This is a genomic window from Rhizobium sp. CRRU65 (assembly GCF_048551595.1).
Taxonomy (GTDB): domain Bacteria; phylum Pseudomonadota; class Alphaproteobacteria; order Rhizobiales; family Rhizobiaceae; genus Rhizobium; species Rhizobium leguminosarum_J.
This window is the reverse complement of record NZ_JBLYZH010000020.1, coordinates 45,251-70,520: the sequence shown is the minus strand read 5'-3', so window position 1 is coordinate 70,520 and position 25,270 is coordinate 45,251. Positions and strand designations below refer to the sequence as shown.

At 61.6% G+C, this 25,270-nt stretch carries 26 protein-coding genes; 6 read left to right on the top strand and 20 right to left on the bottom strand.

The genetic code is table 11. From position 1 onward, the window contains the following. Positions 1-36 precede the first annotated feature (36 nt). Complete coding sequence (locus ACM5SV_RS31180; RefSeq protein ID WP_012757416.1) at positions 37-1,017, bottom strand: quinone oxidoreductase family protein; 981 nt, start codon at positions 1,015-1,017, stop codon at positions 37-39. Between the two features lie 10 nt (positions 1,018-1,027). After that, positions 1,028-1,756 carry a phosphatidylcholine synthase gene (gene pcsA / locus ACM5SV_RS31175; RefSeq protein WP_012757415.1) on the bottom strand — a complete coding sequence of 243 codons (729 nt, stop codon included), beginning with the start codon at positions 1,754-1,756 and terminating at the stop codon, positions 1,028-1,030. 356 nt (positions 1,757-2,112) lie between these two features. Here pcsA and ACM5SV_RS31170 point away from each other — a divergent pair, with 356 nt between their 5' ends. Further along, positions 2,113-2,925: a ferredoxin--NADP reductase gene (locus ACM5SV_RS31170; protein ID WP_012757414.1), complete on the top strand. Its 813-nt coding sequence runs from the start codon at positions 2,113-2,115 to the stop codon at positions 2,923-2,925. Between the two features lie 49 nt (positions 2,926-2,974). Here ACM5SV_RS31170 and ACM5SV_RS31165 read toward each other — a convergent pair whose 3' ends face one another. The 8 genes from ACM5SV_RS31165 to ACM5SV_RS31130 form a co-directional block, all read right to left on the bottom strand. Then, positions 2,975-3,589, bottom strand: coding sequence for a GntR family transcriptional regulator (locus ACM5SV_RS31165; protein WP_012757413.1), 615 nt, complete (start codon positions 3,587-3,589; stop codon positions 2,975-2,977). Positions 3,590-3,811: 222 nt separating this feature from the next. Then, a complete protein-coding gene (locus ACM5SV_RS31160; RefSeq protein ID WP_012757412.1) occupies positions 3,812-4,171 on the bottom strand; it encodes a VOC family protein in 360 nt (119 codons plus the stop codon). A 73-nt stretch (positions 4,172-4,244) separates the two neighbouring features. Continuing rightward, positions 4,245-5,447, bottom strand: coding sequence for an ABC transporter permease (locus ACM5SV_RS31155; RefSeq protein ID WP_012757411.1), 1,203 nt, complete (start codon positions 5,445-5,447; stop codon positions 4,245-4,247). Further along, positions 5,437-6,153, bottom strand: coding sequence for an ABC transporter ATP-binding protein (locus ACM5SV_RS31150; RefSeq protein ID WP_012757410.1), 717 nt, complete (start codon positions 6,151-6,153; stop codon positions 5,437-5,439). Before ACM5SV_RS31150 ends, ACM5SV_RS31155 begins: the two co-directional genes overlap by 11 nt. Before the next feature lie 12 nt (positions 6,154-6,165). After that, positions 6,166-7,458 carry an efflux RND transporter periplasmic adaptor subunit gene (locus ACM5SV_RS31145; RefSeq protein WP_012757409.1) on the bottom strand — a complete coding sequence of 431 codons (1,293 nt, stop codon included), beginning with the start codon at positions 7,456-7,458 and terminating at the stop codon, positions 6,166-6,168. Positions 7,459-7,620: 162 nt separating this feature from the next. After that, positions 7,621-7,995 (bottom strand): GFA family protein, encoded by a 375-nt coding sequence (locus ACM5SV_RS31140; protein ID WP_012757408.1) that lies wholly within the window; start codon positions 7,993-7,995, stop codon positions 7,621-7,623. An 8-nt stretch (positions 7,996-8,003) separates the two neighbouring features. After that, positions 8,004-8,213, bottom strand: a complete 210-nt coding sequence (locus tag ACM5SV_RS31135; RefSeq protein WP_012757407.1) for a hypothetical protein — start codon at positions 8,211-8,213, stop codon at positions 8,004-8,006. A gap of 32 nt (positions 8,214-8,245) precedes the next feature. Beyond that, positions 8,246-8,404: a hypothetical protein gene (locus ACM5SV_RS31130; protein WP_164902751.1), complete on the bottom strand. Its 159-nt coding sequence runs from the start codon at positions 8,402-8,404 to the stop codon at positions 8,246-8,248. 187 nt (positions 8,405-8,591) lie between these two features. Between ACM5SV_RS31130 and ACM5SV_RS31125 the strand changes: the two genes are divergently transcribed. Beyond that, complete coding sequence (locus ACM5SV_RS31125) at positions 8,592-8,771, top strand: hypothetical protein (protein ID WP_012757406.1); 180 nt, start codon at positions 8,592-8,594, stop codon at positions 8,769-8,771. A gap of 114 nt (positions 8,772-8,885) precedes the next feature. On the opposite strand, the gene ACM5SV_RS31120 is transcribed toward ACM5SV_RS31125, so the two are convergent. The 5 genes from ACM5SV_RS31120 to ACM5SV_RS31100 form a co-directional block, all read right to left on the bottom strand. Further along, complete coding sequence (locus ACM5SV_RS31120) at positions 8,886-9,965, bottom strand: ABC transporter ATP-binding protein (RefSeq protein WP_012757405.1); 1,080 nt, start codon at positions 9,963-9,965, stop codon at positions 8,886-8,888. A 31-nt stretch (positions 9,966-9,996) separates the two neighbouring features. Beyond that, complete coding sequence (locus ACM5SV_RS31115; protein ID WP_012757404.1) at positions 9,997-11,046, bottom strand: carbohydrate ABC transporter permease; 1,050 nt, start codon at positions 11,044-11,046, stop codon at positions 9,997-9,999. Further along, positions 11,043-12,080: a carbohydrate ABC transporter permease gene (locus tag ACM5SV_RS31110; RefSeq protein ID WP_128449079.1), complete on the bottom strand. Its 1,038-nt coding sequence runs from the start codon at positions 12,078-12,080 to the stop codon at positions 11,043-11,045. Before ACM5SV_RS31110 ends, ACM5SV_RS31115 begins: the two co-directional genes overlap by 4 nt. Before the next feature lie 11 nt (positions 12,081-12,091). Beyond that, positions 12,092-13,351: an ABC transporter substrate-binding protein gene (locus tag ACM5SV_RS31105; protein WP_012757402.1), complete on the bottom strand. Its 1,260-nt coding sequence runs from the start codon at positions 13,349-13,351 to the stop codon at positions 12,092-12,094. Between the two features lie 64 nt (positions 13,352-13,415). Beyond that, on the bottom strand, positions 13,416-15,938 hold the full coding sequence (locus ACM5SV_RS31100; RefSeq protein ID WP_222017570.1) for a hypothetical protein: 2,523 nt from the start codon (positions 15,936-15,938) through the stop codon (positions 13,416-13,418). A gap of 244 nt (positions 15,939-16,182) precedes the next feature. On the opposite strand from ACM5SV_RS31100, the gene ACM5SV_RS31095 reads away from it, so the two are divergent. Further along, on the top strand, positions 16,183-17,235 hold the full coding sequence (locus ACM5SV_RS31095) for a LacI family DNA-binding transcriptional regulator (protein ID WP_221971060.1): 1,053 nt from the start codon (positions 16,183-16,185) through the stop codon (positions 17,233-17,235). Between the two features lie 22 nt (positions 17,236-17,257). Here ACM5SV_RS31095 and ACM5SV_RS31090 read toward each other — a convergent pair whose 3' ends face one another. Genes ACM5SV_RS31090 through ACM5SV_RS31070 form a run of 5 tightly spaced genes read right to left on the bottom strand, consistent with a single transcriptional unit; the run spans position 17,258 to position 22,373 of the window. Further along, a complete protein-coding gene (locus ACM5SV_RS31090) occupies positions 17,258-18,001 on the bottom strand; it encodes an ABC transporter ATP-binding protein (RefSeq protein ID WP_012757399.1) in 744 nt (247 codons plus the stop codon). Then, on the bottom strand, positions 17,998-18,843 hold the full coding sequence (locus ACM5SV_RS31085) for an ABC transporter ATP-binding protein (RefSeq protein ID WP_113545106.1): 846 nt from the start codon (positions 18,841-18,843) through the stop codon (positions 17,998-18,000). The genes ACM5SV_RS31090 and ACM5SV_RS31085 overlap by 4 nt, the downstream gene beginning before the upstream one ends. Next, positions 18,830-19,732: an ABC transporter permease gene (locus ACM5SV_RS31080; protein WP_003539529.1), complete on the bottom strand. Its 903-nt coding sequence runs from the start codon at positions 19,730-19,732 to the stop codon at positions 18,830-18,832. Before ACM5SV_RS31080 ends, ACM5SV_RS31085 begins: the two co-directional genes overlap by 14 nt. Beyond that, a complete protein-coding gene (locus ACM5SV_RS31075; RefSeq protein WP_003559265.1) occupies positions 19,729-20,757 on the bottom strand; it encodes an ABC transporter permease in 1,029 nt (342 codons plus the stop codon). Before ACM5SV_RS31075 ends, ACM5SV_RS31080 begins: the two co-directional genes overlap by 4 nt. Before the next feature lie 20 nt (positions 20,758-20,777). Then, positions 20,778-22,373, bottom strand: coding sequence for an ABC transporter substrate-binding protein (locus tag ACM5SV_RS31070; protein WP_018069615.1), 1,596 nt, complete (start codon positions 22,371-22,373; stop codon positions 20,778-20,780). Between the two features lie 134 nt (positions 22,374-22,507). Here ACM5SV_RS31070 and ACM5SV_RS31065 point away from each other — a divergent pair, with 134 nt between their 5' ends. The 3 genes from ACM5SV_RS31065 to kdgD all read left to right on the top strand — a co-directional run bounded on the left by ACM5SV_RS31065 (position 22,508) and on the right by kdgD (position 25,219). Then, on the top strand, positions 22,508-23,218 hold the full coding sequence (locus ACM5SV_RS31065) for a FadR/GntR family transcriptional regulator (protein ID WP_018069616.1): 711 nt from the start codon (positions 22,508-22,510) through the stop codon (positions 23,216-23,218). A 67-nt stretch (positions 23,219-23,285) separates the two neighbouring features. Continuing rightward, complete coding sequence (locus tag ACM5SV_RS31060) at positions 23,286-24,260, top strand: mannonate dehydratase (protein WP_012757396.1); 975 nt, start codon at positions 23,286-23,288, stop codon at positions 24,258-24,260. Between the two features lie 32 nt (positions 24,261-24,292). Beyond that, positions 24,293-25,219, top strand: coding sequence for a 5-dehydro-4-deoxyglucarate dehydratase (kdgD, locus tag ACM5SV_RS31055; protein WP_221971062.1), 927 nt, complete (start codon positions 24,293-24,295; stop codon positions 25,217-25,219). The last annotated feature ends 51 nt before the right edge of the window (positions 25,220-25,270 follow it).

The window sequence follows — 25,270 nt, the reverse complement described above, 5'->3', positions numbered from 1 at the left end:
CCCCTCATTTCTTCTGCCAACCGGTCCGTTCGGATCTCATGGAATCAGCAGCGTCGTTCCTGTTGTTTTTCTTGTCTCCAGATCCGCATGAGCCCGCCCAACCTCACGCAGCGGATAGGTTTGATTGATATTGATACGCACTTTGTTGCTTTGCACAATATCAAATAGCGCTTTCGCACTGTCGATCAGTTCCTGACGCGTGGCGATATAGGTGAAGAGCGTCGGCCGCGTCGCAAAGAGCGAGCCCCTTTGCGCCAGAGCCGCAAGGGTGAAATTCTCGATCGGTCCGGAGGATTGGCCGAAGGAGGCAAAAAGGCCCCGCGGCTTCAGGCAGTCAAGCGACTGTGGAAAAGTATCGCGGCCGATCGAATCGTAGACGACATCCACGCCCTTGCCGCCGGTGATGTCGCGGACACGGTCGACGAAGCTGTCGCTCTTGTAGTTGATCACATGATCGTAGCCATGGGCGAGCGCCAGCTCGATCTTGTCTTCAGAGCCCGCCGTGCCGATGACGGTGGCGCCCAGCGCCTTAGCCCATTGGCCGGCGATCAGGCCGACGCCGCCGGCAGCGGCGTGGAACAGCAGGACGGTCTGCGGGCCGACCTTGAAGGTGCGGTTCAAGAGATATTCGGCGGTCATGCCCTTCAGCATCATCGCCGCTGCGGTTTCGAGCTCGATTCCCTCGGGAACATGCACCAGATGGCGCGTCTCGACATTGCGCTCGGCGCTATAGGCACCATCGGCACTGGCATAGGCGACACGGTCGCCGACCTTGAAATCCTCGACGCCGGGACCGACCGATGTCACGGTGCCGGCGCCCTCCTTGCCGGTGACGAAGGGCAGATGCGGCGCCTTGTAGGTGCCGTTGCGGAAATAGACGTCGATGAAATTAAGCCCAACCGCCGCCTGCCTGATCTGCACTTCGCCCGTCGAGGGTGAGGGAAGATCGATCTCGACATAGTCGAAAACCTCCGGCCCACCCGTTCTCGAAAATGAAACAGCCTGCGTTTTGGTCATCTTGCCTGTCCTATGCTTCGCGTCCCAGGGCGGGGAAGAATTGCAGCACCGCGCCGATGACGTAAAGATAGGCTCCAGTCACGATAAAGAGAATGAGCGCCCATTCGGGCGTGTCGAAATGCATCAGCAGCGAAAAAATGCCGAGCGCCGACCACAGGAAAAAGACGCCGAGGTTGAGCGGGCGCAGCCTTTTGACCCGGACCGGGTGGAGGAAATTGATCGGCAGGAAGGTCAGCACCACCGAGACGATGACGACGGTGAGCGCCGTCGTGGCGCTGGCATCGATGACGAACAGCGTGAAGACGATCATATTCCAGACGACGGGAAAGCCGGAGAAGAAATATTCGTCCGTCTTCATGCCCATATCGGCATAGTAAATGGCGCTCGAGACGACGATCATGCCGGCGGCGACGAAGGACCAGGGCTCGCCGATCATGCCGCTCTGATAAAGCGCGAAGGCCGGCAGAAGCACATAGGTGACGTAATCGATGATATTGTCGAGCGTATCGCCCGACCAGTTCGGCAGCACTTCCTTGACGCGCACCTTGCGGGCGATCGGCCCGTCTATGCCGTCGACCAGAAGGGCAAGTCCCAGCCACCAGAACATGTCGATGAAGCGGTGCTCGGCGGCAGCGACGACGCCAAGAAAGGCAAGGAAGGAGCCGGATGCCGTCAGGATATGGACGGAAAAGGCGCGCATCTCCGCATAAGGAACGCGCTTGTAGTTGAAAATCTTCATATTCCCCCGACCGCCCTATCGCGCTCGCCCCGGCAAGCATCTTTTTTTCGCCACCATCGCCGAACCTGTTACTGAATCGGGTTCGACGCCGTAGGTCTTTGTTGTCGCACCGTTTTTGCCGAAAACCGGCATCCGTTTCCGGCGTGCTGCTCTAATATGCATCCTTTGCCGGGCTTCGCCAGCGGGAAATACGACATTCCCCGCCTGCTCCCTGCTCCCCATTGAATCCTGACAATGACATGCATATTTCCCTTTAGAAGCGTCGTGTGGAATGGAATGCCTTTAATTCCGGCCCGATTTGTAATATCTCGCTCGCATCCGACAGTTCATCCGACGAAACGGGATCCTCTACCGCAATGAACGCGCCTGCAAAGACCGAAGACTTCGCCTCGTCCATCCCCGCCGGCGTCTACGCCGAGACGGTGCTCGATGTCACGCACTATACCGACCGGCTCTTCCGCTTCACGATGACCCGGCCGCAGGGCTTCCGTTTCCGTTCCGGCGAATTCGCGATGATCGGCCTGATGGTCGAGGGCAAACCGGTCTTCCGCGCCTATTCGATCGCCAGCCCCGCCTGGGCCGAAGAGCTTGAATTCTTCTCGATCAAGGTGCCGGACGGTCCGCTCACCTCACATCTGCAGGAGATCAAGCCGGGCGACCAGGTGCTGATGCGCAAGAAGCCAACGGGCACGCTGGTGCTCGATGCGCTGACGCCAGGCCGTCGTCTCTACATGTTCTCGACAGGAACGGGCATTGCGCCTTTCGCCAGCCTGATCCGCGATCCCGAGACCTATGAAAAGTTCGAGGAAGTCATCCTCACCCATACGACACGCGACGTCGCCGAGCTGAAATACGGCTTCGACCTCGTGCACGAGATCCAGAATGACGAGCTGCTGAAGGAAGTCGTCGGCGACAAGCTGCGCCACTATCCGACAGTCACGCGCGAGGATTTCGAATATCGCGGCCGCATCACCGACCTGATCTCCTCCGGCAAGCTGTTCACCGATCTCGGCGTGCCGCCGCTCGACCCGGTGATCGACCGCGGCATGATCTGCGGTTCCTCGGCCATGCTGAAGGATACCAAGGAACTGCTCGAGAAGGCCGGCCTCGATGAAGGCGCCAACAGCAAGCCCGCCGAATTCGTCATCGAGCGCGCTTTCGTCGGCTAAAACATTTCTGACAATCAGACCTGTAGCGGCTCCGGAAACGGAGCCGCTTCTATGTGTGGCTGAGGTAATCGATCAGCACCGCCATGGTGGCGCGCGCTTCATCCGGCCTGCCCTGATGGATGGCGCGGATGACGGCGACGTGCAGCGCGATGGCGCGGTCCATGCGCTCCGGGCTTGCCTTGGAGTACCAGAGGCGACGTGAATGCGTCTGCACCGGGCCGAGTGCTGCCGTGATGAAGCCGTTCGGGCAGGCATCCTCGAGGATTTCGTCGAAGGCCTTGTCGGCGGCGAAGAAGCCGTCGAGATCGCCGTTAACGGCGCATTCCTCCATCGCGCGGGCGCAGTCGAGGAGACGCGCGCGCTGTTCGTCGCTCGCATGTTCGGCGACAAGGCTTGCCGCGATCGGCTCCAGCTCACGACGCACCTGCATGACATTGCCATGATCCTCCGGCGCGATCTCGGCGACCTGCAGCCCGACGCGCGGCTTCACCAGGATCAGTCCCTGCCAGGCGAGCTTCTGGATTGCCTCGCGCACCGGCGTACGCCCGTGGCCCGCCATATCGATCAGCTGTTTTTCGGTGACAAGCGCGCCGGGCTTCAGCGCCAGCGTCACGATCAGATGCTCCAGCGCGAGATAGGCAAGATGGCTCTGAGAAGTCTGCAATACGGAGCTCCGTCGCCAAGTCTGATATATCACATACTGACACGGTCAAAAACCGAAGACAAGTCGGCATTGAAATATCAGAATAGAGACAGATAGATAACATAGGCGAGGCGTGAAACTCGGCGAGGCATTGACGTCTGCGCCGTGAAGGCTCGTGCCACCCGCCCGGCCTACTGAGGTACACCGGCTCGCCTAGTCATCAGGCCGGCACTACCCCCTCGGTCACCCCTTGCGAAACGCCCGGCTGGAAACCGAGATCGAATTTTGACACGGGTCTTTGGCATTGGCGAACAGATAACCGTCGGCTTTATGGATGGCGCCGAACTCCAGGCCGTTCTCCGCGCATCGACTGCAAAAGGCCTCGACGTCCTCCACGTCGAAGACCAGCTTGACGGTGGATTGACCGCTCCGCTGGCCCTTGGCGGCCTGGTGCAGCATGATATTCGCACCGCCGTCCTGAGCGACCAGTTCAACGATCCTGTCGCCCGGCAGGCTGGTCGCCTTGAAACCGAAGTGCTTCTCATAAAACCGCGCCGTTTCCTCGACATTCCCAGCGTAAATCACCAGTCTGTTGAGCGGCATGATGCTGACCTCCGATAGTGCTTGTGTTCGATTGATAGGAGTAGCGAGACATCATGCGTTTTGCCACGGCGCATTATTCGTGCCGCAGCGCCTCGATCGGGTTCAACTGCGCGGCCCTTCTCGCCGGAAAATAGCCGAAGATCATGCCGATCGCCGCGGAGAACAGGAAGGCGACGGCGACCATCAGGGGGCTGAAGACGAAGGGTACTTTCAGCAGCGTCACAGCGCCGAAGCCGAGGCTGAGCCCCAGCACGATGCCGGTGATGCCGCCGAACAGCGACAGTGCCACCGCCTCGACCAGGAACTGGGTGAGCACCTGGTTTTCGAGCGCGCCGATCGCCAGGCGGATGCCGATCTCGCGGGTGCGCTCGGTGACGGAGACCAGCATGATGTTCATGATGCCGATGCCGCCGACGAGCAGGCTGATCGCCGCGACGGCGCCGAGCAGGCCGGTCAGCAGCGTCGTCGTGCCGGTCATCGCCTCGGCGATCTGAGTCATGTCGTTGACGTTGAAATCGTCCTGGCGGCCGGGCACGATCTTGCGGCGCTCGCGCAGGAGATTTTCGACATCGGACTGTACTTTGGCTGTGGAGACACCGTCGCGCGCCGAGATGATGATCTGCGGCACGTTGCTGCTGCCGCTGATGCGCCGCTGAAACACCTTGACCGGCATGATGACGACATCGTCCTGGTCGTTGCCCATGCCGGACTGGCCGCGCTTGGCCAGCACCCCGATGACCGGGCATGAGACCTTGCCGACGCGGATCTGCTGGCCGGTAGGGTCAGCGCTGCCGAAGAGCTGTGAGCGCACCGTCTCGCCGATGATGCAGCGCGCCTGGCCGCGTTCCTCGGCGGGAAGAAAATTGCGACCGAGCGCCAGATTCCAGTCCTGTGCGATGAAATAGTCGTTGGTGGTGCCCGACACGCTGGTCGAATGGTTCTGGCCGCCGAAAATCACGGTCGCTGTCGACTGGTTGAGCGGCGCCACCGCCCTGAGACCGCCGATCTGGTCGCGGATGGCCGCGACGTCCTTGACGCTAAAGCGCTTGGCCTCGGAGCTTGCCCGACCGGGGCCGAACTGGCCGGGACGGACGAACAGCATGTTGGTGCCGAGCCGCGACAGCTCGGTCGAGACCTGTGCGGTCGTGCCGTTGCCGATCGTCACCAGCGCGATGACAGCGGCAACGCCGATGACGACGCCGAGCACGGTCAGGAACGAGCGCAGCATGTTGCGGCTGATGGCCCGCAGCGCCAGTTTCAGCGTCTCAAAGAACATGATCCGCCCTCCTCCGATGCTCGACTTCCGTCTCCAGCTTGCCGTCGACGAAACGCAGCAGCCGTTGCGCATAGGCGGCAATATCGGGTTCGTGGGTGACCATGACGATGGTGATGCCCTGCTCGCGGTTCAGCCGCGTCATCAGATCCATGATCTCGACGCTGGTCTTCGTGTCGAGATTGCCGGTGGGCTCATCGGCGAGCAGCAGCGCCGGCTCGGTGACGATGGCGCGGGCTATGGCGACGCGCTGCTGCTGGCCGCCTGACAGTTCCTGTGTCTTGTGATGTTCGCGCCCGGTGAGGCCGACGAGTGCTAAGGCCTCGCGGGCCCGTTCGCGCCGCTCGCGCACCGCCATGCCGCGATAGATCAGCGGCAGTTCGACATTTTCGACGGCCGAGGTGCGCGACAGCAGGTTGAAGCCCTGGAAGACGAAGCCGAGCATGTGCCGGCGCAGCAGCGTCAACTGGCTGCGGTCGAAGCCGCTGGTCGGAATACCCTCGAAGATGTAGTCGCCGGCGCTCGGCACGTCGAGGCAGCCGAGAATGTTCATCGCCGTCGACTTGCCGGAGCCAGACGGGCCCATGATCGCGACGAATTCATGGGCGTTGATCGCAAGGTCAACATGGTCGAGCGCGCGGATCGCCGCCTCGCCCTCTCCGTAAATTTTCGAGATCTGTCTGAATTCGATGAGCGGCGGGCTTGCCATCCGTCTCTCCGCCTAGTTCGCACGCGTCGTGGCGTCGGTCACCAGTGCGTCGTTTTCCTTGATGTCGCCGGAGACGACCTGGGTGAACTGGCCGTCAGATGAGCCGACCTGGATGACAACAGGCGCCGGGCGACCGTTGCGCAGCAGCCAGACACGGCGCTCAGCGCCCTTCAGCGCCGGACCGGCATTGTTGTTGCGCTGGCGCGGCGGGCCGAAGATGCCGAAAATACCGCGGCCGCGCCTTTCCGCCTGCGCCGGAGCGTAGCGCAGCGCCGCATTCGGCACCATCAGCGTGTCCTTGACGGCCTCGACGGTGACATCGGCCGTCGCCGTCATGCCGGGGCGCAGCAGCAAATCGGCATTGTCGACCGATAGGACCGCCTTATAGGTCACGACATTGTTGACCACTTCGGAGGCGAAGCGGATCTGCTCGATCTCGGCGGGAAAGCTGCGATCGGGATAGGCGTCGACGGTGAACTTCGCCTTTTGGCCGACGGCGATCTGACCGACATCGGCCTCGTCGACATCAACCTGCAGCTCCATCTTCTTCAGGTCGCCGGCGATGGTGAAAAGGATCGGCGCCGAGAGCGAGGCTGCGACCGTGGCGCCAGGATTGACGGAGCGGGTGAGGATGACGCCGTCGATCGGCGATATGATCTTCGCCTTGGCGAGATTGACTTCGGCAAGCTGCAGGTCGGCCTCCGAGGCCAGAACCTCGGCCTCATTGATCTGTTTGGCGGCGACGGCGGAATCATATTTGTAGCTGGCGTCGTCGAGGCTCTGCTGGGTGGAGACGTTGCTCTTGACCAGGCTCTTCAGCCGCTCGAGCGAGGTGCCTGCCGATTGCATATCGGCATTGGCTTTGATGACGTTCGCCTTGGCCGAATTGAGCTTGGCGCGCGAGCTCTTCACATCGGCCTCGAGCTTGTTGGTATCGAGGAGAGCGAGCACTTCGCCCGATTTGACCGTGCTGTTGTAATCGACGTTGACGTCGCGAACTGTGCCTGACAGTTCGCTCGATATATCCACCTGCTCGGTCGGCTGCACGGAACCGGTGGCGGTGACGAGCACCGTCAGGTCGCCGCGTTTTGCCGGCTGGGTGGCATAGCTCACTTCGCTTTGCCCACGGCCCATATAGACATAAGCGGAGACGGCTGCAGCAGCGATGAGAATCAGCAGGATGAGCAGGCGTCCGCGCCAGCGGCTGCGCTTGCCCTGCCGGCCCGATGCAGCAAGGACCGCGGCGAGATCAGACGCTGCGCCTGTCTTTGCTCCGGTTTCGCTGCCGCTTACGATTTTGTTCATGTCGTCCTCAATCCGTCAGTGGCCGCTTGTGGCCTCTGCGGCGAAGTAATCACAACGCAGATGAACCGGCGATTAGCGTTGCCGCCGAACTGGCACGGAATTGCGGATGGGTGAAATGAAATATTGGTAAGGAAAGTCAAGTTTTCGATGAGCAAGCGTCCGTCAGTTCGGATCCTCGGCAAATTGGCCCGCGCCGGGCAAAGGATGCAGCCACGGTTCACGCCGCTTGATCCAGACCTCATAACCAGGCGCAAAGTCGGTTGGCGGACTGTCGAGCGAGCCCAGACGGATTTCCGCCTCGTCTTCCCTGAGGCAGAAAAGCCTGCCGCCGCAGACGGGGCAGAAGCTGCGGCCGGCGAAGGTGGCGATCTCGCCGCTGTGGGAAAAAGCCTGGCGCGGCCAGACCGCGAAGAACACGAAGGCGGAGCCGCTCGATTTGCGGCAATCGGCGCAGTGGCAGAGGCCGGTGCGAAGCGGCTGGCCTTCCACCCTGTAGGCCACCGCCCCGCAAAGGCAACTTCCGGTTCGGATACCCATGGCGCCCGTCAGCCGTCGAGATTGGTCGGCAGGCCCGGCGGGCGCCGCTTTGCTGCCATCAATAGGTCGAGTTCGGTGGCCGACGGGCCGAACTTGTCGTAGAGGCGCTTTGCCTCCTTGTCGTCGAGCCGATATTTCCTGGCAAATTCGCCGATGCTGTAAGGGCGGCCACGCAACACTCTCCGCGCCGGGGTCGCCGTATTCGGTGCGTCGGTCATGGTTTTCTCCTTTTCGTCAGATACTCTCTAAGTTAGAGCGACCCGTCGATTTGGAAAGAGCCGGCGAGCCGCATCGAGGCTTCCGGCGCGGGTGGATGCAATTGTTTTTCTGGAACCTTTTCGCCAACATGCGCACTTTTTGATCGATGTTGCGGGCCGCGCCAAGCGGACGCGGCGGTGCTGGAGAACATCGGGATTTTTCCGCTTTCTCACTCTGGCCAACGAAATGGCAGTCGAGCTCCCTACCCGCCCGGTCCACGTCCTCGTAGCGCTTTTTCCGAGCGAAGATCACGAAATATTAAAATGCGGAACGCTTGCGCGGGAGCGCGGTTCTCCTCTCGAGGTCGACGTGGCCTCGTTCAAACCAAGGAGAACCGAATGGCAAACCAAGGTGGATCCAATGAACAGCACGTCAAGGCTGGGCAGCAGAGTCCCAAGAATGACTCCAATGCCCGCAACGCCTCAGTTGGCCGCGACGCGCAGTCCAGCGGAACCCGCGGCGGCAGCCATGAACAGCATGTAAAGGCTGATCAACAAAGCCACAAGAACAGCCACTAAAGCTCTGTTATGATATGCAATTAGGCTCGCGCTTCGGCGCGGGCTTTTCTTTTGGACGCATTGTTCCACGCATGTCTTTATTGCAAAATCGCTGCACACTTTTGCGCGTCATGCTTAGGACAAGCGCCTGCCGTCCTCGCCGAAGAGGTGCAGCACATCGGGGTCGAGATGCAGCGGCAGGCTGTCACCCGATTTCATCCGCTGCTGGCCGGCAAAAACCGCAATCAGCTTCTTCCCGCCTGCGTCGGCGTGGACGACAGTCTCCGAGCCCAATTCCTCGACAAGGGTAACGCTTGTATCCAGTCTGCCCGCTGAGCCCGCTTCGGCGAGGGTGATATGCTGCGGCCGAATGCCGATGCTGACCCTTTCGCCCGCCGGGGGGGCCTCCTTGGCAATGACGGAAAGGCGATGGCCGCCGACGGTTTCGACTTCAGCGAAACCGCCCTCGTGACCGACAATCGCACCTTCGAGGAAATTCATGTGCGGCGCGCCGATGAAGCCGGCGACGAAGCGGTTGGCCGGCTTGTTGTAGAGTTCCAGCGGTGTTCCCACCTGCTCGATCCTGCCGCCTCTCAGCACGACGATGCGGTCGGCCAGTGTCATTGCCTCGACCTGATCGTGGGTGACGTAGATCATCGTCGCCTTCAGGCGGGCGTGAAGGGCCGCCAGTTCGGCCCGCATGCTGACCCTGAGTTCGGCGTCGAGATTGGATAGCGGCTCGTCGAGCAGAAAGGCATCCGGCCGCCGCACGATGGCGCGGCCGATGGCGACGCGCTGGCGCTGGCCGCCGGAGAGTTGGCCCGGACGGCGTTGCAGGAAAGGCTCGATCTCCAGCATGCGCGCGGCGTCGGTAATGCGCGCTTCGATCTCGGCTTTCGCCACCTTGGTGTTCTCGAGACCAAAGGCGAGGTTCTCCCTGACACTCATATGCGGATAGAGCGCATAGGACTGGAAGACCATGGCCAGGCCGCGATCGGCAGCGCTGATAGCGGTAACATCCTTGCCGTCGATGGCGATGCTGCCGTCAGTCGGCTTATCGAGGCCGGCAATCAGGCGCAAGAGCGTCGATTTCCCGCAACCGGAAGGGCCGACGAAAGCGACGAACTCGCCGTCATTGACATGAAGCGAGACATCGCGAATGACCTCGACGGCGCCGAAATTCTTGACGATGTTCCTGAGCTCGAGCCCGCTCATGCACTCTCCTGTTTTCTTCTTTTAAGGTGGCCTATTTGAGCCCCGAGCCGGCAATGCCCGTGGTGATGAAGCGCTGCAGGAAGACGAAGATCAGCACGACCGGGATCATCGAGACGACGGTCATGGCGAGGATGTAGTGCCATTGCACATTGAGCTCGCCGGCATAGACGTTGAGGCCGACCTGCAGCGTATAGAGTTCCTTGCGCGACAGCACGATCAGCGGCCAGAGGAAGTCGTTCCAACGCCAGACGACGGAGAAGATCGCCAGCACGGCGAGAGCCGGCGCCGACAGCGGCAGGATGATGCGCCAGTAGATCTGCCATTCGCTGGCCTTGTCCATGCGGGCGGCGTCGAGCAATTCGTCAGGGATCGTCAGCATGTATTGCCTGAGCAGGAAGACGCCCGTCGGGGTGGCGACCGTCGGCAGGATGACGCCCCAGAGGCTGTCGAAGAGGTTCAGCGTGCCGATGACGGAATAGAGCGGCACGACGATGACCGAAAGCGGCACCATCAGCGTCGCCAGGATCATCAGCATGACGGCGGTGCGGCCGGGGAATTGGTATTTCGACAGCGCGAAGGCGGCCATGGAATTGACGAGCAGCGTAATCGCCGTCGCTACGACGGTGACGAAGACGGAGTTGCGCAGGAACAGGAAGAAATCGAAGCGCTGGAACGGTTCGGTGTAGTTGCCGCCGGCGAATTCGACCTGACGCACCGGTGTGCGGTCCTTGATATTCGCCTTGACGATTTCGCCCGGCTGTTTCGGATCGACCATCTGGCCGATGATGCCGATGCGGCGGACTTCGGCGAGCACACGCACGCTGCCATCCGGCATCGCGACATTATAGAGCGGCAACGGCTTGTCGTATCCCGGCACCACGGCCTGTTCGGTGACGTAGGGCAGGAAGGACGGCGGGAACTCGGCAAGGGCCGCCGGCGTCTTGAAGGAAGAGAAGACCAGCCAAACGGCGGGCCCGAACATCAGGAAGACGCCTGAGATCAGCCAGATCCAGGTGACGACATCCGTCCAGTGCCAGCCTCGTCCGCGGCGGCGGAGCAGAAAGGCAGAGACAGCGCTCATTGGCGTGCTCCCTTCTTCTCGTTGCGGCTGCTGACGCCGAGCTGGACCAGCGTCAGGATGACGAGCACGATGCCCATCAGGATCGAGGCAGCGGAAGCCAGCCCCGGATTGCGCAGCGAACTCGCAAAGCCGGTCTCGTAGATATATTGGGTGATGTACATGGTGCTGGTGCCCGGCCCGCCGCCGGTCAAAACGAAAACCTCGTCGAAGATCTGCACGGCGCGGATCAGCGCCAAGACCAGGACGACGATGAGGTTCGGCATCAGAAGCGGCAAGGTGATGCGCCGGAAGATGCGGGTCGGGCGGGCGCTGTCCATCGCCGCCGCCTCGTAGAGATCCCGGGGGATCGCCTGCAGGCCGGCGAGCAGGATCAGCGCATAAAAGCCCATATGCGCCCAGACCGAGACGAAGACGGCGAAGAAAAAGGCCCAGAAGCGATCGCTGAGCCAGGAAAATGGTTCGAAGCCGAAGGGGCTCAGCGCATAATTCAACAGGCCTTCACGCTGCAGGATCCATTTCCAGATCAGGCCGACGACGACGGGCGACAGCAGCACCGGGAAGAAGAAGACGGCGCGCCAGAAGCCGCGATTGGAAAGCTCACGGTTGAGGATCAGCGCCGTTGCGAGCGCTGCGATCAGCATCACTGTGACCTGGAAGACGACGAAGACGGCGGTGTTGCGCACCGCCGCCCAGAAAGTATCGGCGGCGCAGGTCGAGGGATCGAGATAGCTGCCGCAATCGAAGAGGATGCGGTACTGGTCGGCGCCGACATAGGTCCTGTTCTGCAGGAAGATGGCGCTGCCGCTCGTCGTCGAATAGATGAAGTTGATGACCAGCGGCAGCAGCACGAAGACGGTGAAGATCAGCATGTTGGGCGCCAGGAAGACGCCCGCCATGCCGTTCAGCCCGGTCAACTTCTGCCAGCCGCGCATGGGAATATCGACGAGCCCCATGGCAAGCCGGACAGGCGCCAAGAGCGCCTGCCGCAGGCCGGTTTTGACAGGTGGTTCAGAAGAAACCGTCTTCGCCGTCATCTGTTCTTCCGTCAGTTGCCGGCGACCTTGGCCTTGATGTCCTCGTCGATGCGGGCATAGGCGTCGTCGAGCTTCATTTCGCCGGCGATCACCTGGCTGATGCGGGCGACGATGGCGCTGTAATATGCATCCGACCACTTCCAGCCCGGCAGCTTCATGGCGGGTGCCGCCGTCTGGCCGGCCGCTTCGACGAAGGCCTTCAGCGCCGCCTGCACATGCGGATTGTCGGTCTTGAAGTCCATCTGGCCGGCGGCGACGCCCTTATGCGCCGGAATGAACAGGCTGCGTTCGGCAAACTCCTTCTGCACGTCGGCACCTGCCAGGTAATCCATCACCTTGGCGACGTCCTTCGGGTTCTTGGTGTATTTGACGGCCACCAGACCGGCGCCGCCCTGCATGCCGGAGCATGCGACAGAACCGCAGGGACTGCCCGCCATCACCCAGTCGAAATTGTCGCCAATCTTCTGGGCGAAGCCCGAAACCTGCCAACTGCCCGAATAAAGATAGGCAAGGCCGCCATTGATGAAGTCCTCGGCGGCGGAGCGGTAAGTGGTGCCGGCAGCACTCACCCAGACATCCTTGTTGATGGTGCCGTCCTCGTTCCACTTGACGAAGCGGCTGAGGAAGTCCTTGGCGCCCTGATCGATCGGCGCCGGCTTGCCGTCGGCGGCGATGTAGTTGGCGCCGTAAGAGATGTTCGGGCCGGAGACGCGGTGGCCGGAGCGGTCGATCGCCATGGCGAAGACCTTCTGGCTGTCGGCAACCTTCTTGGCCGCCGCCGCCCAATCGTCCCAGGTGGCTTTCGGGCCGGGAATTTCGACCCCGGCCTGCTCGAACAGCGTCTTGTTGACGAAGCCGCCGGTCAAGGTCAGCTGCGTCATGAAGCCGGTGATGGCGTTCGAGCCGTCGGGACGCATCCAGTCGGCCTGGGCGCCGAAATTGTCCTCCCAGTATTTCGCGTCGGTGAGGTAGGGCCGAAGATCGAGCCAGTGCTGGGCCGGCGCCTTCAGATTGGTGACGCGGGCGATATCCGGCCCCTGCCCGGCTTCGAGCTGAACCGGCAGCTGTTCCTTGACGACGTCGTAGGAGACTTCGTCGAGGATGACGTTGACGTCAGGATTGGCCTTGGAGAAGCGCGAGAGCAGGTCCTTGATCACCTCGCCTTCGCCGCCGTCGGAATACCACATGATGCGCACGTCGCCGGCATGGGCGGCAACGGAACTCAAGAGAATTGCAGCAAAAGCCGCGCCGATCGATTTCATTCTGGTCATTTTTTCCTCCTCTGATCGATCAATTCCTGCGTCCGGCCGGTCCTCCACCTGCCAGACACGTCGTCTACGAGGCCGCGCGCCGAGGCTGCCTGCCCGGTATCTTCAGATGTACCGCGTCTCCCCGCACCGACCAGTCCGTCGGGCGAAGAATACGGCCTTCGGCGCGCACGGTGCCGTCTTCTTCGAAGACGACCCGGCCATAATCCGGATCGATAACGATCAATGCGCCCTCTTCGTCGCGGCGGGCCGAAAGCGTGGCGAAACGCGCCTGCATGCCGTCAAGGCTACCCTCGCGCCCGACATCGGAGAGACGGACGATCCAGCGGCCCTTGCGGCCGGCCAGCCGCAGCTCGATATCCGTTGTCGGCCCTTGCTTCACCGGCTCCAGCGCGCCGTTGCCGATCAGCATCACAATACCGTTGCCGGAACGGGCGAGCGCCAGATTGCCGTCGACCACCGTGTCGTCGAAGGCCTCGAGCGGGAACCAGGCATGGGTGAAATCCGGCTGGCCCTCATGGATGTCGAAATCGAGGATCGCCAGATCGCGATACTGATGCACGCGCGGCAGCGTTCCGCAGCCGCCCCAGAAGCTCGGCCGGCCATACCCGAACTGGATGGTTTCGCCGGGATGATTGATCCAGATCTGCGCTTCCGGCCGGTCGCCCAAGCGCAGATGCAGCACCGTCTCCTGGTAGCCCCAGGCGCCGGGACGATAATGGGCGATGGTACCGAGCGCGGTGTCACGGGTCTTATAGTGGTAGAGGGCGGCGAAACGGTTCTCGCCCTGTGAAAAGGTCCATTCCTGCGCGTCGTCGGACTGGTGCGCCGCAATCGCCGCAAGCGCTTCTGGAAAACACAGGCCGTGGTCGCGGATGCAGACGGCAAGCTGCGGCAAAGCGTGGACACGCCGGCCGTACCAGCCTCGGCCCCAGAGCAGCCGGGCAATGGCAGAGAGTTCGACCGAGCGGCCGGGGCGCAGCGTATGTTCGTAGGAGCGGCCCTGGCTGCCGGTCAGCATGCCGTGATGGGCCGAGCGGGCGACGATCTCCATCAGGCGGACGATGCTGGCACTCGCCCGGTTGCGGATCGTCTCATCCGGCGCGCAGGCGGCCAGCGCCGTCAGCCCCTTGAGATCGATCGGGAAATAGGGAACGGAATTCCACTCGGCCATTTCCCAGCGCTCGAAATGATCGAGCCAGGCGCGGACGCGCTCTTCGCCGACCTGCATCTGCTCCGCGCCGGTGCGGCCGGAACGGACGAAGACAGCATCGGGGAAAAGCCTGCCGCCGAGATAGGCGGCGGTATGGAAGAGAAGCGCGTGGTTTTCCGAAAAATACCATTGAACGTCGTTGCCGGGCTCATCCATCCAGTAGCGGTAATTGAGGACGGCGTGTTCGATCCTGTCGCGCAGCGCAGGTGACAGCAGATCGCTCCAGCGCGTATAGGCAAAGAGCAGCGGCACCAGCACGAAATCGGCGCAGTCGTGGCAATCCTCGATAACAGGCAGCATGGCCGAAATCATCGCCTCGGTTTCCTCGCCGCCCTGCCCCAGCGCAAGACGCGCGAAAGCGCAGACCGTGTCGGGCTCGGAATGGGCAGCGACCTCGGCCAGCGCCTCGGCGACGCGGTCCTCCAGCATGGCGGGGGCATCCCCCTGGCGCTGGGGATGACAGATCTCGACGCCGAGCGTGCGACCGAGCGAAAGCTCGCCTGTTTTGAAGGTGATGCGGAAATGGCGGAAATCGGCGGGCATATCCGCCGAAGTTCCGAGTTCCAGCTTGGTCGCTCCCGCTTCCAGCTCGAAATCATAGTCGAAGCGCTCGATCGACATGAAGTCGCCTTCGATCTCGACATGGCAGCTCAGCGCCACCGGCAGCGGCACGGGGAAGAGGATCGTCACATCTTCGCCGAGATAGGCAGTGCGGTCGAAGCGCATGCCTTCGAGGATGACCTCCAGCGCATCCGCATCGCCGGCGGCGGTGGGAACGGGCACGGCGGTTTCAACTTCCGGTCCTTCGACATAATCCAGTTGGAAATAGAAACGGGCGTCGCGCTCGGCGAGATCGTCGAAATAGACGCGGATCTCGTTGAGGCCAGCGGCCAGCTCGACCTCGAACAGCTGCTCGGCTTCGAGATTGCGCTGGTAAGGCGCCATGAAGCCCTGCTCGCGGCCATTGACGAAGAGGATCGCGCCACCGCAGGTCGACAGGCGGAGCGTCGCGGCCCCAGCAGACTGGATATCGAGGAAGGTGCGCGCCCAGCAGCCGATGCGTGTCGGGCGGAACCAGAAGCCGGAGAGATCGACACGCGGGGAAGCAAAGGGAAGCCACCAGCGGACAGCCTCGAATTCGGCAGCCGGTTGCGGCCGCCGGCCGGAGAAGGATTTTTTGAATTCGGTGCGGCAGGGATATTCATGCGGAATGAAGTTCTTCGTCTTGGTGACGAAGAAGAAGGGATCCATGCTGCCGTCCATCGGACGGTCGGCGACGTCATAGCGCTCCTGCCACAGGTCGGCGAGCTGCCAGTAGACGATCGGGCTATCCTTCACCGTTGCACGGCGGAGATGAGATTGCTGCTCGGCGGTCATGCTTCAGCCCGCCCTAGAACAGCTAGAGCATGATGTCGTCCGAAAACCGCTCACACTTTTCGGCATCATGCTCGATCCTTGAGACGCCGGGTAAAACGCCGACGCATCGACTGGCCGTCTAGCCACATTTCAAAGCCTCCCTGCTCTGCCGCTGCCGCGGACTCCTCAGCAACAATTGTGCATAGGCATTCCATTTGCGCAATCTGAAAGATTTTTGCATAATAGTTGGGAGCGAGGAGACGACATGGCGGCGGAAGAGAAAAAAGGCAGGCGCACGCGCCTCGACGACATTGCCGCCAGATGCGGCGTCTCGATCAGCACGGTGTCGCGTGCGCTGGCCGGCGAAAAGGGCGTCAGGCCGGAGATCCGCAAGCTGGTGCTGGAAACGGCGAGTGCGGTCAGCTACGCCCTGCCGGCAAGCGTTGCCGGCAAGAAGGTCATGCTCGTCGCCTCCGGCGCGGCGATGATCGACTATGTCCGCAACCAGTTCACGCTCTATGTGCTCGAAGGATTGAATGCGCGTGCAACCGCCCTCGGCATCGAACTGGCGATGCGCCCCATCGCCGACAAGGGGGATGAAGCCCGCGTCGTCGCCGAGATGCGTGACGATCCGAGCTTCGGCGGCATGCTGATCATGACCGTTGATGAAGAGGAGATGCTGGCAGCGGCCGCTGATCTCGGAAAGCCCGTCGTGCTGGTCAACAGCGACGATCCCTATATGCGGCTTTCGAGTGTGACACCCTGCAACCGCTCGGCCGCCTTCATCGCCGCCGAGCGGCTGATCAAGGCCGGACATGAACGCATCCTGTTCATGCTGAGGCCGGGTCGGCGGACCATCGAGCGGCGCCTCGAGGGTTGGCGCGATGCCCTGCAGCACCACGGGCTGACGGCCGATGCCGATCTGGTGCTCGAGGTCGATGACTGGCTGCCGGAACTCGGCGCCGAGGCCGTCACCCGTCTTGTCCGCGAGAAAGGCCTCACCTTCACCGCCATCCTGACGGCGGGCGACAGTCTTGCCAATGGCGCGGTGCGCGGATTGCAGGCGATGGGTTATGCCGTGCCGCAGGACATCTCGGTGATGGGCATAGACGACCTGCCGCAGTCGGCCTTTCTCAATCCGCCGCTTTCGACGGTGCATATTCCGATGCGCGAACTCGGTGCCACCGCGCTCGATCTTTTGCGCGACATGATGCTCGGCCTTGCTGCCCCACGGCGGCGGGTCGAGCTTGCCTGCCATCTTGTCGAAAGGGGCAGCGTTGCGGCTGTCCGCATCCCTGCCGCATCGGCGGGCCGCTGAATCCACACCGCGATCGAGGATATCAAGCCTCGATAAAACTCGCCTCAAACAGTTCTCGCGCATAGGCATCATGCGTGGTGCCGGCTTGCAGATCCGCTTTTGTGAGCTCGTCGACGAAGCAACCGTTCTTCATGATCAGCACCCGGTCGCACATATGGGCGATGACTGCGAGGTCGTGGCTGACAAGCAGATAGGTCAGGCCCTTTTCCTCGCGCTGATCGGCCAGCAGGTTGAGGATTTCGGCCTGGACCGAGACGTCGAGCGCCGATGTCGGCTCGTCGAGCAACAGGATGGGCGGCGACAGGATCAAGGCCCGGGCGATTGCCACCCTCTGCCTCTGGCCGCCGGAAAGTTCGTGCGGAAAACGGTTTGCGAAGCTCGCCGGCAAACCGACCTGGATCAAAGCCCTTTCGACCTTCGACCAGATATCGGAATGGCCCATCGCGCGCAGCGGTTCCGCCAGGGCAGTGCCGATACGATGGCGCGGATGCAGGGATCCGTAAGGGTCCTGAAACACCATCTGGGCAAATTTCAGCTCCTCGCGGGAGCGCTTCTTGCCGATCGGTTTGCCGCCAAGTTCGATGTGACCGGTCCAACCGGCCTCCATGCCGGCGAGGCAACGCAGCACCGTCGATTTGCCGCATCCGGATTCACCGACAATGCCAAGGGTCTCCCCCTGGTTGACCTGAAAACTGATGCCCCTGACGACATGGTTGCTAGTCTTGCCAGAGGCAAAGACGACATCGAGGTCACGCACATTGATCATTGCGCCGTCTCCAGATCGAGTTTCGTCCTGTCGAGGACTGCAAGCCGGCGAACCGGATTCCTCGGGTCGGGCAGCGCAGCGATCAGCCCGCGGGTATAGGGATGGCGCGCCTCCTCGAGACGGGTCAGCGTTTCCACGATCCGGCCGGCATACATGACGATGATGCGCTCGCAAAAAGCTGCCACCATGCGAATGTCGTGGCTGATCAACAGCAGTCCGGAATTATTCTCGCGCACCAGTTCATCGAGCAGCAGCAGCACGTCCTTGCGGACGCTGACATCAAGCGCCGAGGTCGGCTCGTCGGCGATGACAAGCTTCGGCCGCGCCAGCAGCATCATGGCGATCATCACGCGCTGGCCCATGCCGCCCGATATCTGGTGCGGATAAAGCGCCATGACCCGCTCCGGATCGCTGATGCGCACGCGCTCCAGCATGGCGCGGGCAGCCTCATGCGCCTGCTTCTTATGAAGACCGAGGTGAAGGCGGGCGGCTTCGGCGATCTGCTTACCGATCGAAAGCACCGGATTCAGCGAATAGCGCGGATCCTGCATGATCAGCGCGATGTCCTTGCCGCGCAGCGCGCCCATCTGACGCTCACTCTTTGAAAGCAACGGATCGCCGCTAAGATCCATGCGTTCAGCCGAGACCACCGCGGCCGGCGGCAAAAGGCGCATGATCGCGCGACCTGTCGTCGATTTGCCGGAACCGGATTCGCCGACAATCCCGACGCGTTCGCGCCCGACGTCGAAACTGACATTGGAGACGGCGGGTACGGCGCCTCGGCCGAAACGGACGGTCAATCCTTCGACGGAAAGAACGGGCTGCAGACTACGATCTTGCATGGCGGGGATCCAAAAGGTCGCGCAGAGCATCTCCGGCGATGTTGAAGGCAAGGCTGGTGAGGAGGATGGCGATACCCGGCATCACGGCGACCCACCAATAATCGAGCATGAACTTGCGGCCGCTGGAGATCATCGCGCCCCATTCCGGCGCCGGCGGCTGGGCGCCAAGCCCGAGGAAGCCAAGCGAAGCTGCCGTCAGAATGATGCCCGCCATGTTGAGCGTCAGCCGAACGATGACGGAGGGAACGCACATCGGCGCGATATAGAGGAGAAGAATGCGCATCGGCGAGGCGCCATAAAGGCGGGCGGCGACCACATAGTCGGCGTTTCTGACGACAAGGGCCTCGGCGCGCGCGAGTCTCGCAATCGGCGGCCACGCTGTCAACGAGATCGCGATGATTGCCGTGGTCAAGCCGGCGCCGAGTGCCGCAGCAAAAGCCAAAGCCAGGATCAGCGACGGGAAAGACAGAACGATATCGGTGGCGCGCATCAGCAGCGCATCGGTGCGCCCTCCGAAGAAACCGGCGACGACGCCGATCAACAGGCCAATCGGGCCGACGATCAAGGAGATCGACAGCACGGTCTGGATGGTGATGCGCGTGCCGAAGATGAGGCGGCTCAAGATGTCCCGGCCGAATTCGTCCGTGCCTGCCAGGTGCGCGAGGCTCGGCGGCTGCAAGGCATCGCCAAGCGACTGTATGACCGGATCGTAGGGTGCCAGGAGCGGCGCGAAGATCGCGATCAAACAAAGCAGACCAAGGATGACGAAACCGGCAAGACCAAGCGGCTCGTGGGCCAATTTGCGGCCGGCGCGCGCAAACGACGCCGCGATACGGGTCGACACACTTGGAGGGCGGATCTCTATTTCGCTGCGGATGACATCGCTCATCGGGCCGCCTCCCGCATGCGCGGATCAAAGACGGCGTAAGCGACGTCGGCCAGGAAGTTCAACAACATGAAAATGAATCCCACAATGATGGTGCCGGCGACGATGGCGTTCATGTCGCCGATCATCAGCGCGTTGGTCATGTACTGGCCAATGCCCGGCCAGGAGAAAACGATCTCGGTCACGACAGCGCCTTCGAGCAGACCGCCATAGGAAATGGCCAGGATGGTGATCAGCTGCACCGCAATGTTCGGCAGGACGTGGTGCCAGATCGTGCCGAGCGGACTCACACCCTTGGCTCGGGCCGCGATGACATAATCCTGGCTCAACTGCTCCAGGGTGAAGCTGCGTGTCATGCGGGTGATGTAGGCCATCGCCGCGTAGGCGAGAATGACAGCCGGAAGAATGATATGGCCGAGTGCATTCCAGAAGATTTCCGTCTCGCCCTGCAGCAGGCTGTCGATCAACAACAGCCCGGTGCGCGGCGTGACGAGACCCTCGTAAAACACATCGATCCTGCCCGGCCCGCCGACCCAGTTGAGGCCGGCATAGAAGATGACGAGCCCGACGATGCCGAACCAGAAAACCGGGATCGAATGACCGACGAGCGCGACCACGCGCGCCGTCTTGTCGATGAAGCTATCTCGAAACAGTGCTGCGACCAGCCCGAGCGGGACACCGACGAAGGTCGAAATGATCACCGCTAGCGTCGCCAGTTCGAATGTCGCGGGAAAGGCTTGAGCGAGATCCGAAGAGACGGGATTGCCGGTGAGGACGGCGGTGCCGAAATCACCGTGGGCCAGCCCGTTCAGATAGAGGAAAAACTGCTGGTAGATCGGCAGATCGAGCCCGAGACGCGCCCGCATCGCCGCATAGGCGGCGGGATCGGCGAGCTCGCCGACAATCGCGCCGACCGGATCGGTGGGCAGGATACGGCCGATCACGAAGGTCACACATAAGAGGATGAACAGGCTGACCAGCAAATGCGCCAGGCGTCGGCCAAATTCGGCTACGGAGAGTTCCTTCATGATCGGCTGTCCTGGGAGTATTACTGGGTTTCGACCTTGGTGACGTTCTCGAGACGCGTCAGCTGAGACGGATGCCCCACATATCCCTCGACCTTGCTGTTGAGGACGATCGGCTCAAAGCGCTCGAAGAGCGGAAGCACCGCCGGCTTCTGTTCGACGAACATCTTCTGCATCTGAACATAGAGTTCGCCACGCTTCTTGGCGTCCGGCTCCATCGATGCTTTCGCCGTCAGCGCCGTGAGTTCCGGAATGTCCCAGGCCGAACGCCAGACGAAGTTGCCGGCATTGTTGGCTTCCTTCGAGTTGTCGGGATTGGAGGAAAACTGCTCCATCGAGCCGAGGACGTTCGGCATATAGGCGCTGGTCTGCGGGATCAGCAGATCGAAATCCCTGGCGCGATGGGCGGCGATGATTTCCGAGCCGTTGCCCTGCTGGATGTCGATCTTGATGCCGATCTGGGCAAGCGATGCCTGGATGGCGGTGGCCAGATCGATGCGCGGCGTTTGCGCGATGGTCTTCAGCGTCAGCGAAAAGCCGTCCTTGAAGCCTGCCTCGCTCAGCAGCTGTTTCGACTTTTCGACGTCGAGATGCCAATCGGGGTTCGGGATGGCATATTCGAAATTCTCCGGAACGGGAACGTTTCTCGCCCGGCCGTAAGGGCCCATGATCGTCTTTTCGATGCCCTTGTAGTCGATGCCATAGGCGATGGCTTCGCGAACCTTCGGATTGGCGAGGTATTTGTTGCCGGCATTCATCGACAGCACGTAGAAACCGCCCGTCGGAATACGCTGGATGGCAAAGCCTTTCTTGGTCTGGAACGTCGCGAGATCCGATGCGGTCAAGGCGCTGGCAATATCGATATCGCCGCGTTCAAGCATCAGCCGCTCGACCTGGCTTTCAGGCACATGCCGGACGATGACGCGACGCATCTTCGGCGTGCCTGCCATATAGTCCTTGTTGGCGTCGAGGATCACCAGTTCGTTCGGAGACCAGCGATTGAGGGTAAACGGACCGGAGCCGGCAGAATGCGTTCGCATCCACGCGTTTCCGTAGTCGTTATCGACGGCGTGGCTCTCGACTTCGACGCTGTCGACCACGCTGGTCGTCGTCGTTGTCAGCCGATAGAGCAGAAGCTCTGCCGTCACCTGGTCGGAGAGATCGATCCGCACCGTCTGATCGTCGACGGCCTTGACGAGCTTTTCGACATTGTCCTTGTCGTAGCCGACGCGCTTGAGGTTAGCGGCGGCGGCCTGGTCCATTTTCAGGAGCCGCGCCAGTGAATAGACGACATCCTTCGAGGTGACCGGGTTACCGGAGGCGAAATTGGCCTTGCGCAGCGTAAAGGTGATGCCCTTGTCGTCAATCTTCCAGCTTTCCGCCAGTTGCGGAAGGATCTTGCCATCAGCCGTGCTGGAAACCAGCCGATCGTACAGATTCGACATGATTTCGACCGCCTTGCCTTCGGTCGCCTGCTGCGGATCGAGCGACAAAACCTGCGCCAGCGAAGTGCCAATCACCAGCTGGTCCTGCGGCGTGGCGGCCTGCAGCTGCGCTGCCGATATCGTCAGGGCGCCGATGACGGCACCGACGAACAAGCTCTTAGAAAAATGCTTCATTGTCACTCCTCCCTGGATTACTATAGGAAACATATTATGTCGTCCGTATGTCGTATTATGATTTAACGAAGTCCGATAAGATTGACAAGTCCCGGGCGACAGAGACTTGATGCGAAGGGATTGGGGGAGCCGAAATGACGACACTCAGCCGGGGCCGGCAAAGACTGGCGCAACAGGTTATCGATCAGCTGCGGGCGCAAATCGAAACGGGGAAGCTGCGCGTCGGCGACCAGCTGCCGACCGAGCCGCAGCTCGAAGCGACATTCGGCGTCAGCCGCACCGTGGTGCGCGAGGCGATAGCCGATCTGAGGTCGGCTGGCTTCGTCAAGCCGATCCAGGGCAAAGGCGTCTTCGTCGCGGATCCGAAGGCGCATTCGATGCTTTCCTTAACACCAGTGGAAATCAAGAGCATTCCGGAAACCCTGGAATTGCTGGAGTTTCGCATGGCCGCCGAGGGTGAAGCGGCGGCGATCGCCGCCTATCGCCGCACCGCCGAGCAGGAAGCGGCGATCCGCGAAGCCAACCGCAGGATGGCGAACCTGATCGAGACGGGACAGCAGACGGTGGAGGCGGATTATGCCTTCCACATGGCAATCGCCGCCGCCACGAACAACCGATTCTATGTTGCCGTCTTGCGCCAATTCGGCCCAAAAGCCATTCCCCGCGGCCAATTTCCGACGCTTCCCGAGGCCAATGACCGCGACTATCTTCAGAAGGTCTATGCCGAACATGTCGAGATCCTGTCAGCGATCGCCGACCAGGATCCGGAGCGGGCGAGACAGGCAATGCGGGCGCATATGCTGGCCAGCCAACGCCGTTATCGCATGCTCGCGGAGCAGCAATAGGGCTCGACACTCTTCAAAATTCATATTATGTCATATGACATTGGATAATTTTGAAAGAGACTCAAATATGTATCTGGGAACACAGGTCGCCGCGCGGGACGACGACGATTATCGTATCTTCGCGCAACTGGGCGTGAAGCATATCAATGCCGACCCACCGGGGAAGCCGAGCAGCTGGACGCTCTCCGATCTCGAGCGCCATCGCGACAAGGTCGAAAGCTTCGGCCTGATCCTCGACATGATCCAGTTGCCGCTGCCCTCGCAGCCGATCGAGAAGGCTTCCTATCCTGATATTCTGCTTGCCGGCCCCGATCGCGACAGACAGATCGACGCTGTCTGCAAGCTGATCGAGAATACCGCCGCCGCCGGCATTCCTGCGGTGAAGTACAATCTCAACCTGATCGGCATTCCCCGTACGCCGGATGAGCCGGGGCGCGGCGGATCTCTGAATGCGAGCTTCCGCTGGGACAAGACGGATCAGCAGGCCGAGCCCGGCCTTGCCGGTGTGCTTTCCGAAGACGAAAACTGGGAACGGATCGACTATTTCCTGGAACGCGTCGTTCCTGTCGCTGCAAGCAACCGCGTCCGGCTCGCCTGCCATCCGCACGATCCCTATACGCCGCCGGGCTATCGCGGTGTCACGCGGGTGCTCGGCACGGTGGAAGGCCTGAAAAAATTCGTGCTAATGCGCGAAAACCCCTATCACGGCCTCAATTTCTGCCAGGGTTCGATCGGCGAGATGCTGGAAAATCCCGGCAAGGAAATCGACGATGTCATCCGCTGGTTCGGCCAGCGCGGTAAGATCTTCAATGTTCACTTCCGCAATATTCGCGGCGGCAAGCTGTCCTTCATGGAGACCTTCCCTGAAGAAGGCGACATGGACATGGTCCGCTCCGCCAGGATCTACAAGGAGGTGGGCTTCAAATACATGCTGATGCCCGACCATGTGCCGACCGTCAGCGGCAAGGATCCAACCGCCACCGCATTTGCCTTCTGCTACGGCTATATCGCCGCACTTCTGCAAGTGCTCGACAGCGAGTGACCCGGTTTTCAACACGTAAGAAATAGGACTTCATGATGAACCCGATTGAATTGAAGAAGGCCGTCGGTAGTGGTCTCCTGTCGTTTCCGGTTACGCACTTCGACGATCAACTGAAATTTGACGAAGCGAAGTACCGCCGCCATGTCGAGTGGCTTGCAGGTTATGACGCCGCTGCACTGTTTGCCGCCGGCGGCACTGGTGAATTCTTCTCGCTTAATCCGGCCGAGATTCCGCAGGTGATCCGGGCCGCCAAAGCGTCGGCCGGCAAGACGCCGATCATTTCGGGAACCGGCTACGGCACGTCGCTCGCAATCGAGATCGCAGTCGCGGCCGAGAAGGCCGGCGCCGACGGACTGCTGCTGCTGCCGCCCTATCTGATGTTTGCCGAACAGGCGGGTCTCATCGCCCACGTCAAGGCGGTCTGCCAATCGGTCGGCATCGGCGTCATCGTCTATAACCGCGACAACGCCGTCCTGACCGCCGACAGCATCGCGCGCCTGGCGGAGGAATGCCCGAACCTGATCGGCTTCAAGGACGGCGTCGGCGATGTCGACAAGGTGATCGAGATCACCACCCTGCTTGGCGACCGTCTCGTCTATGTCGGCGGCATGCCGACCCACGAGGTTTATGCCCAGGCCTATTTCGCCGCAGGCGTGACGACCTATTCATCGGCCGTGTTCAACTTCGTGCCTGCGCTTGCGCAGCGCTTTTACGGCGCCTTGCGCACCGGCGATCAGGCAACGGTCGACGAGATCCTGAAGAGCTTCTTCTTCCCCTTCGTCGCCTTGCGCAACCGCAAGAAGGGATATGCCGTCTCGATCATCAAGGCCGGCCTTCGCGTCCTCGGGCAGAACCCAGGCCCCGTGCGCCCGCCTCTGACGGATCTTTCCCAGGAAGAGCTCGCGCTGCTGGAAAAGATCGTCCAGGCCAACGGCGTCACACGGATCGCGGCGGAATAAGACAGCGCGGCAGTCGGCCGTCGGGGTGGCCCGGCGGCTGTCCGGTTCGCA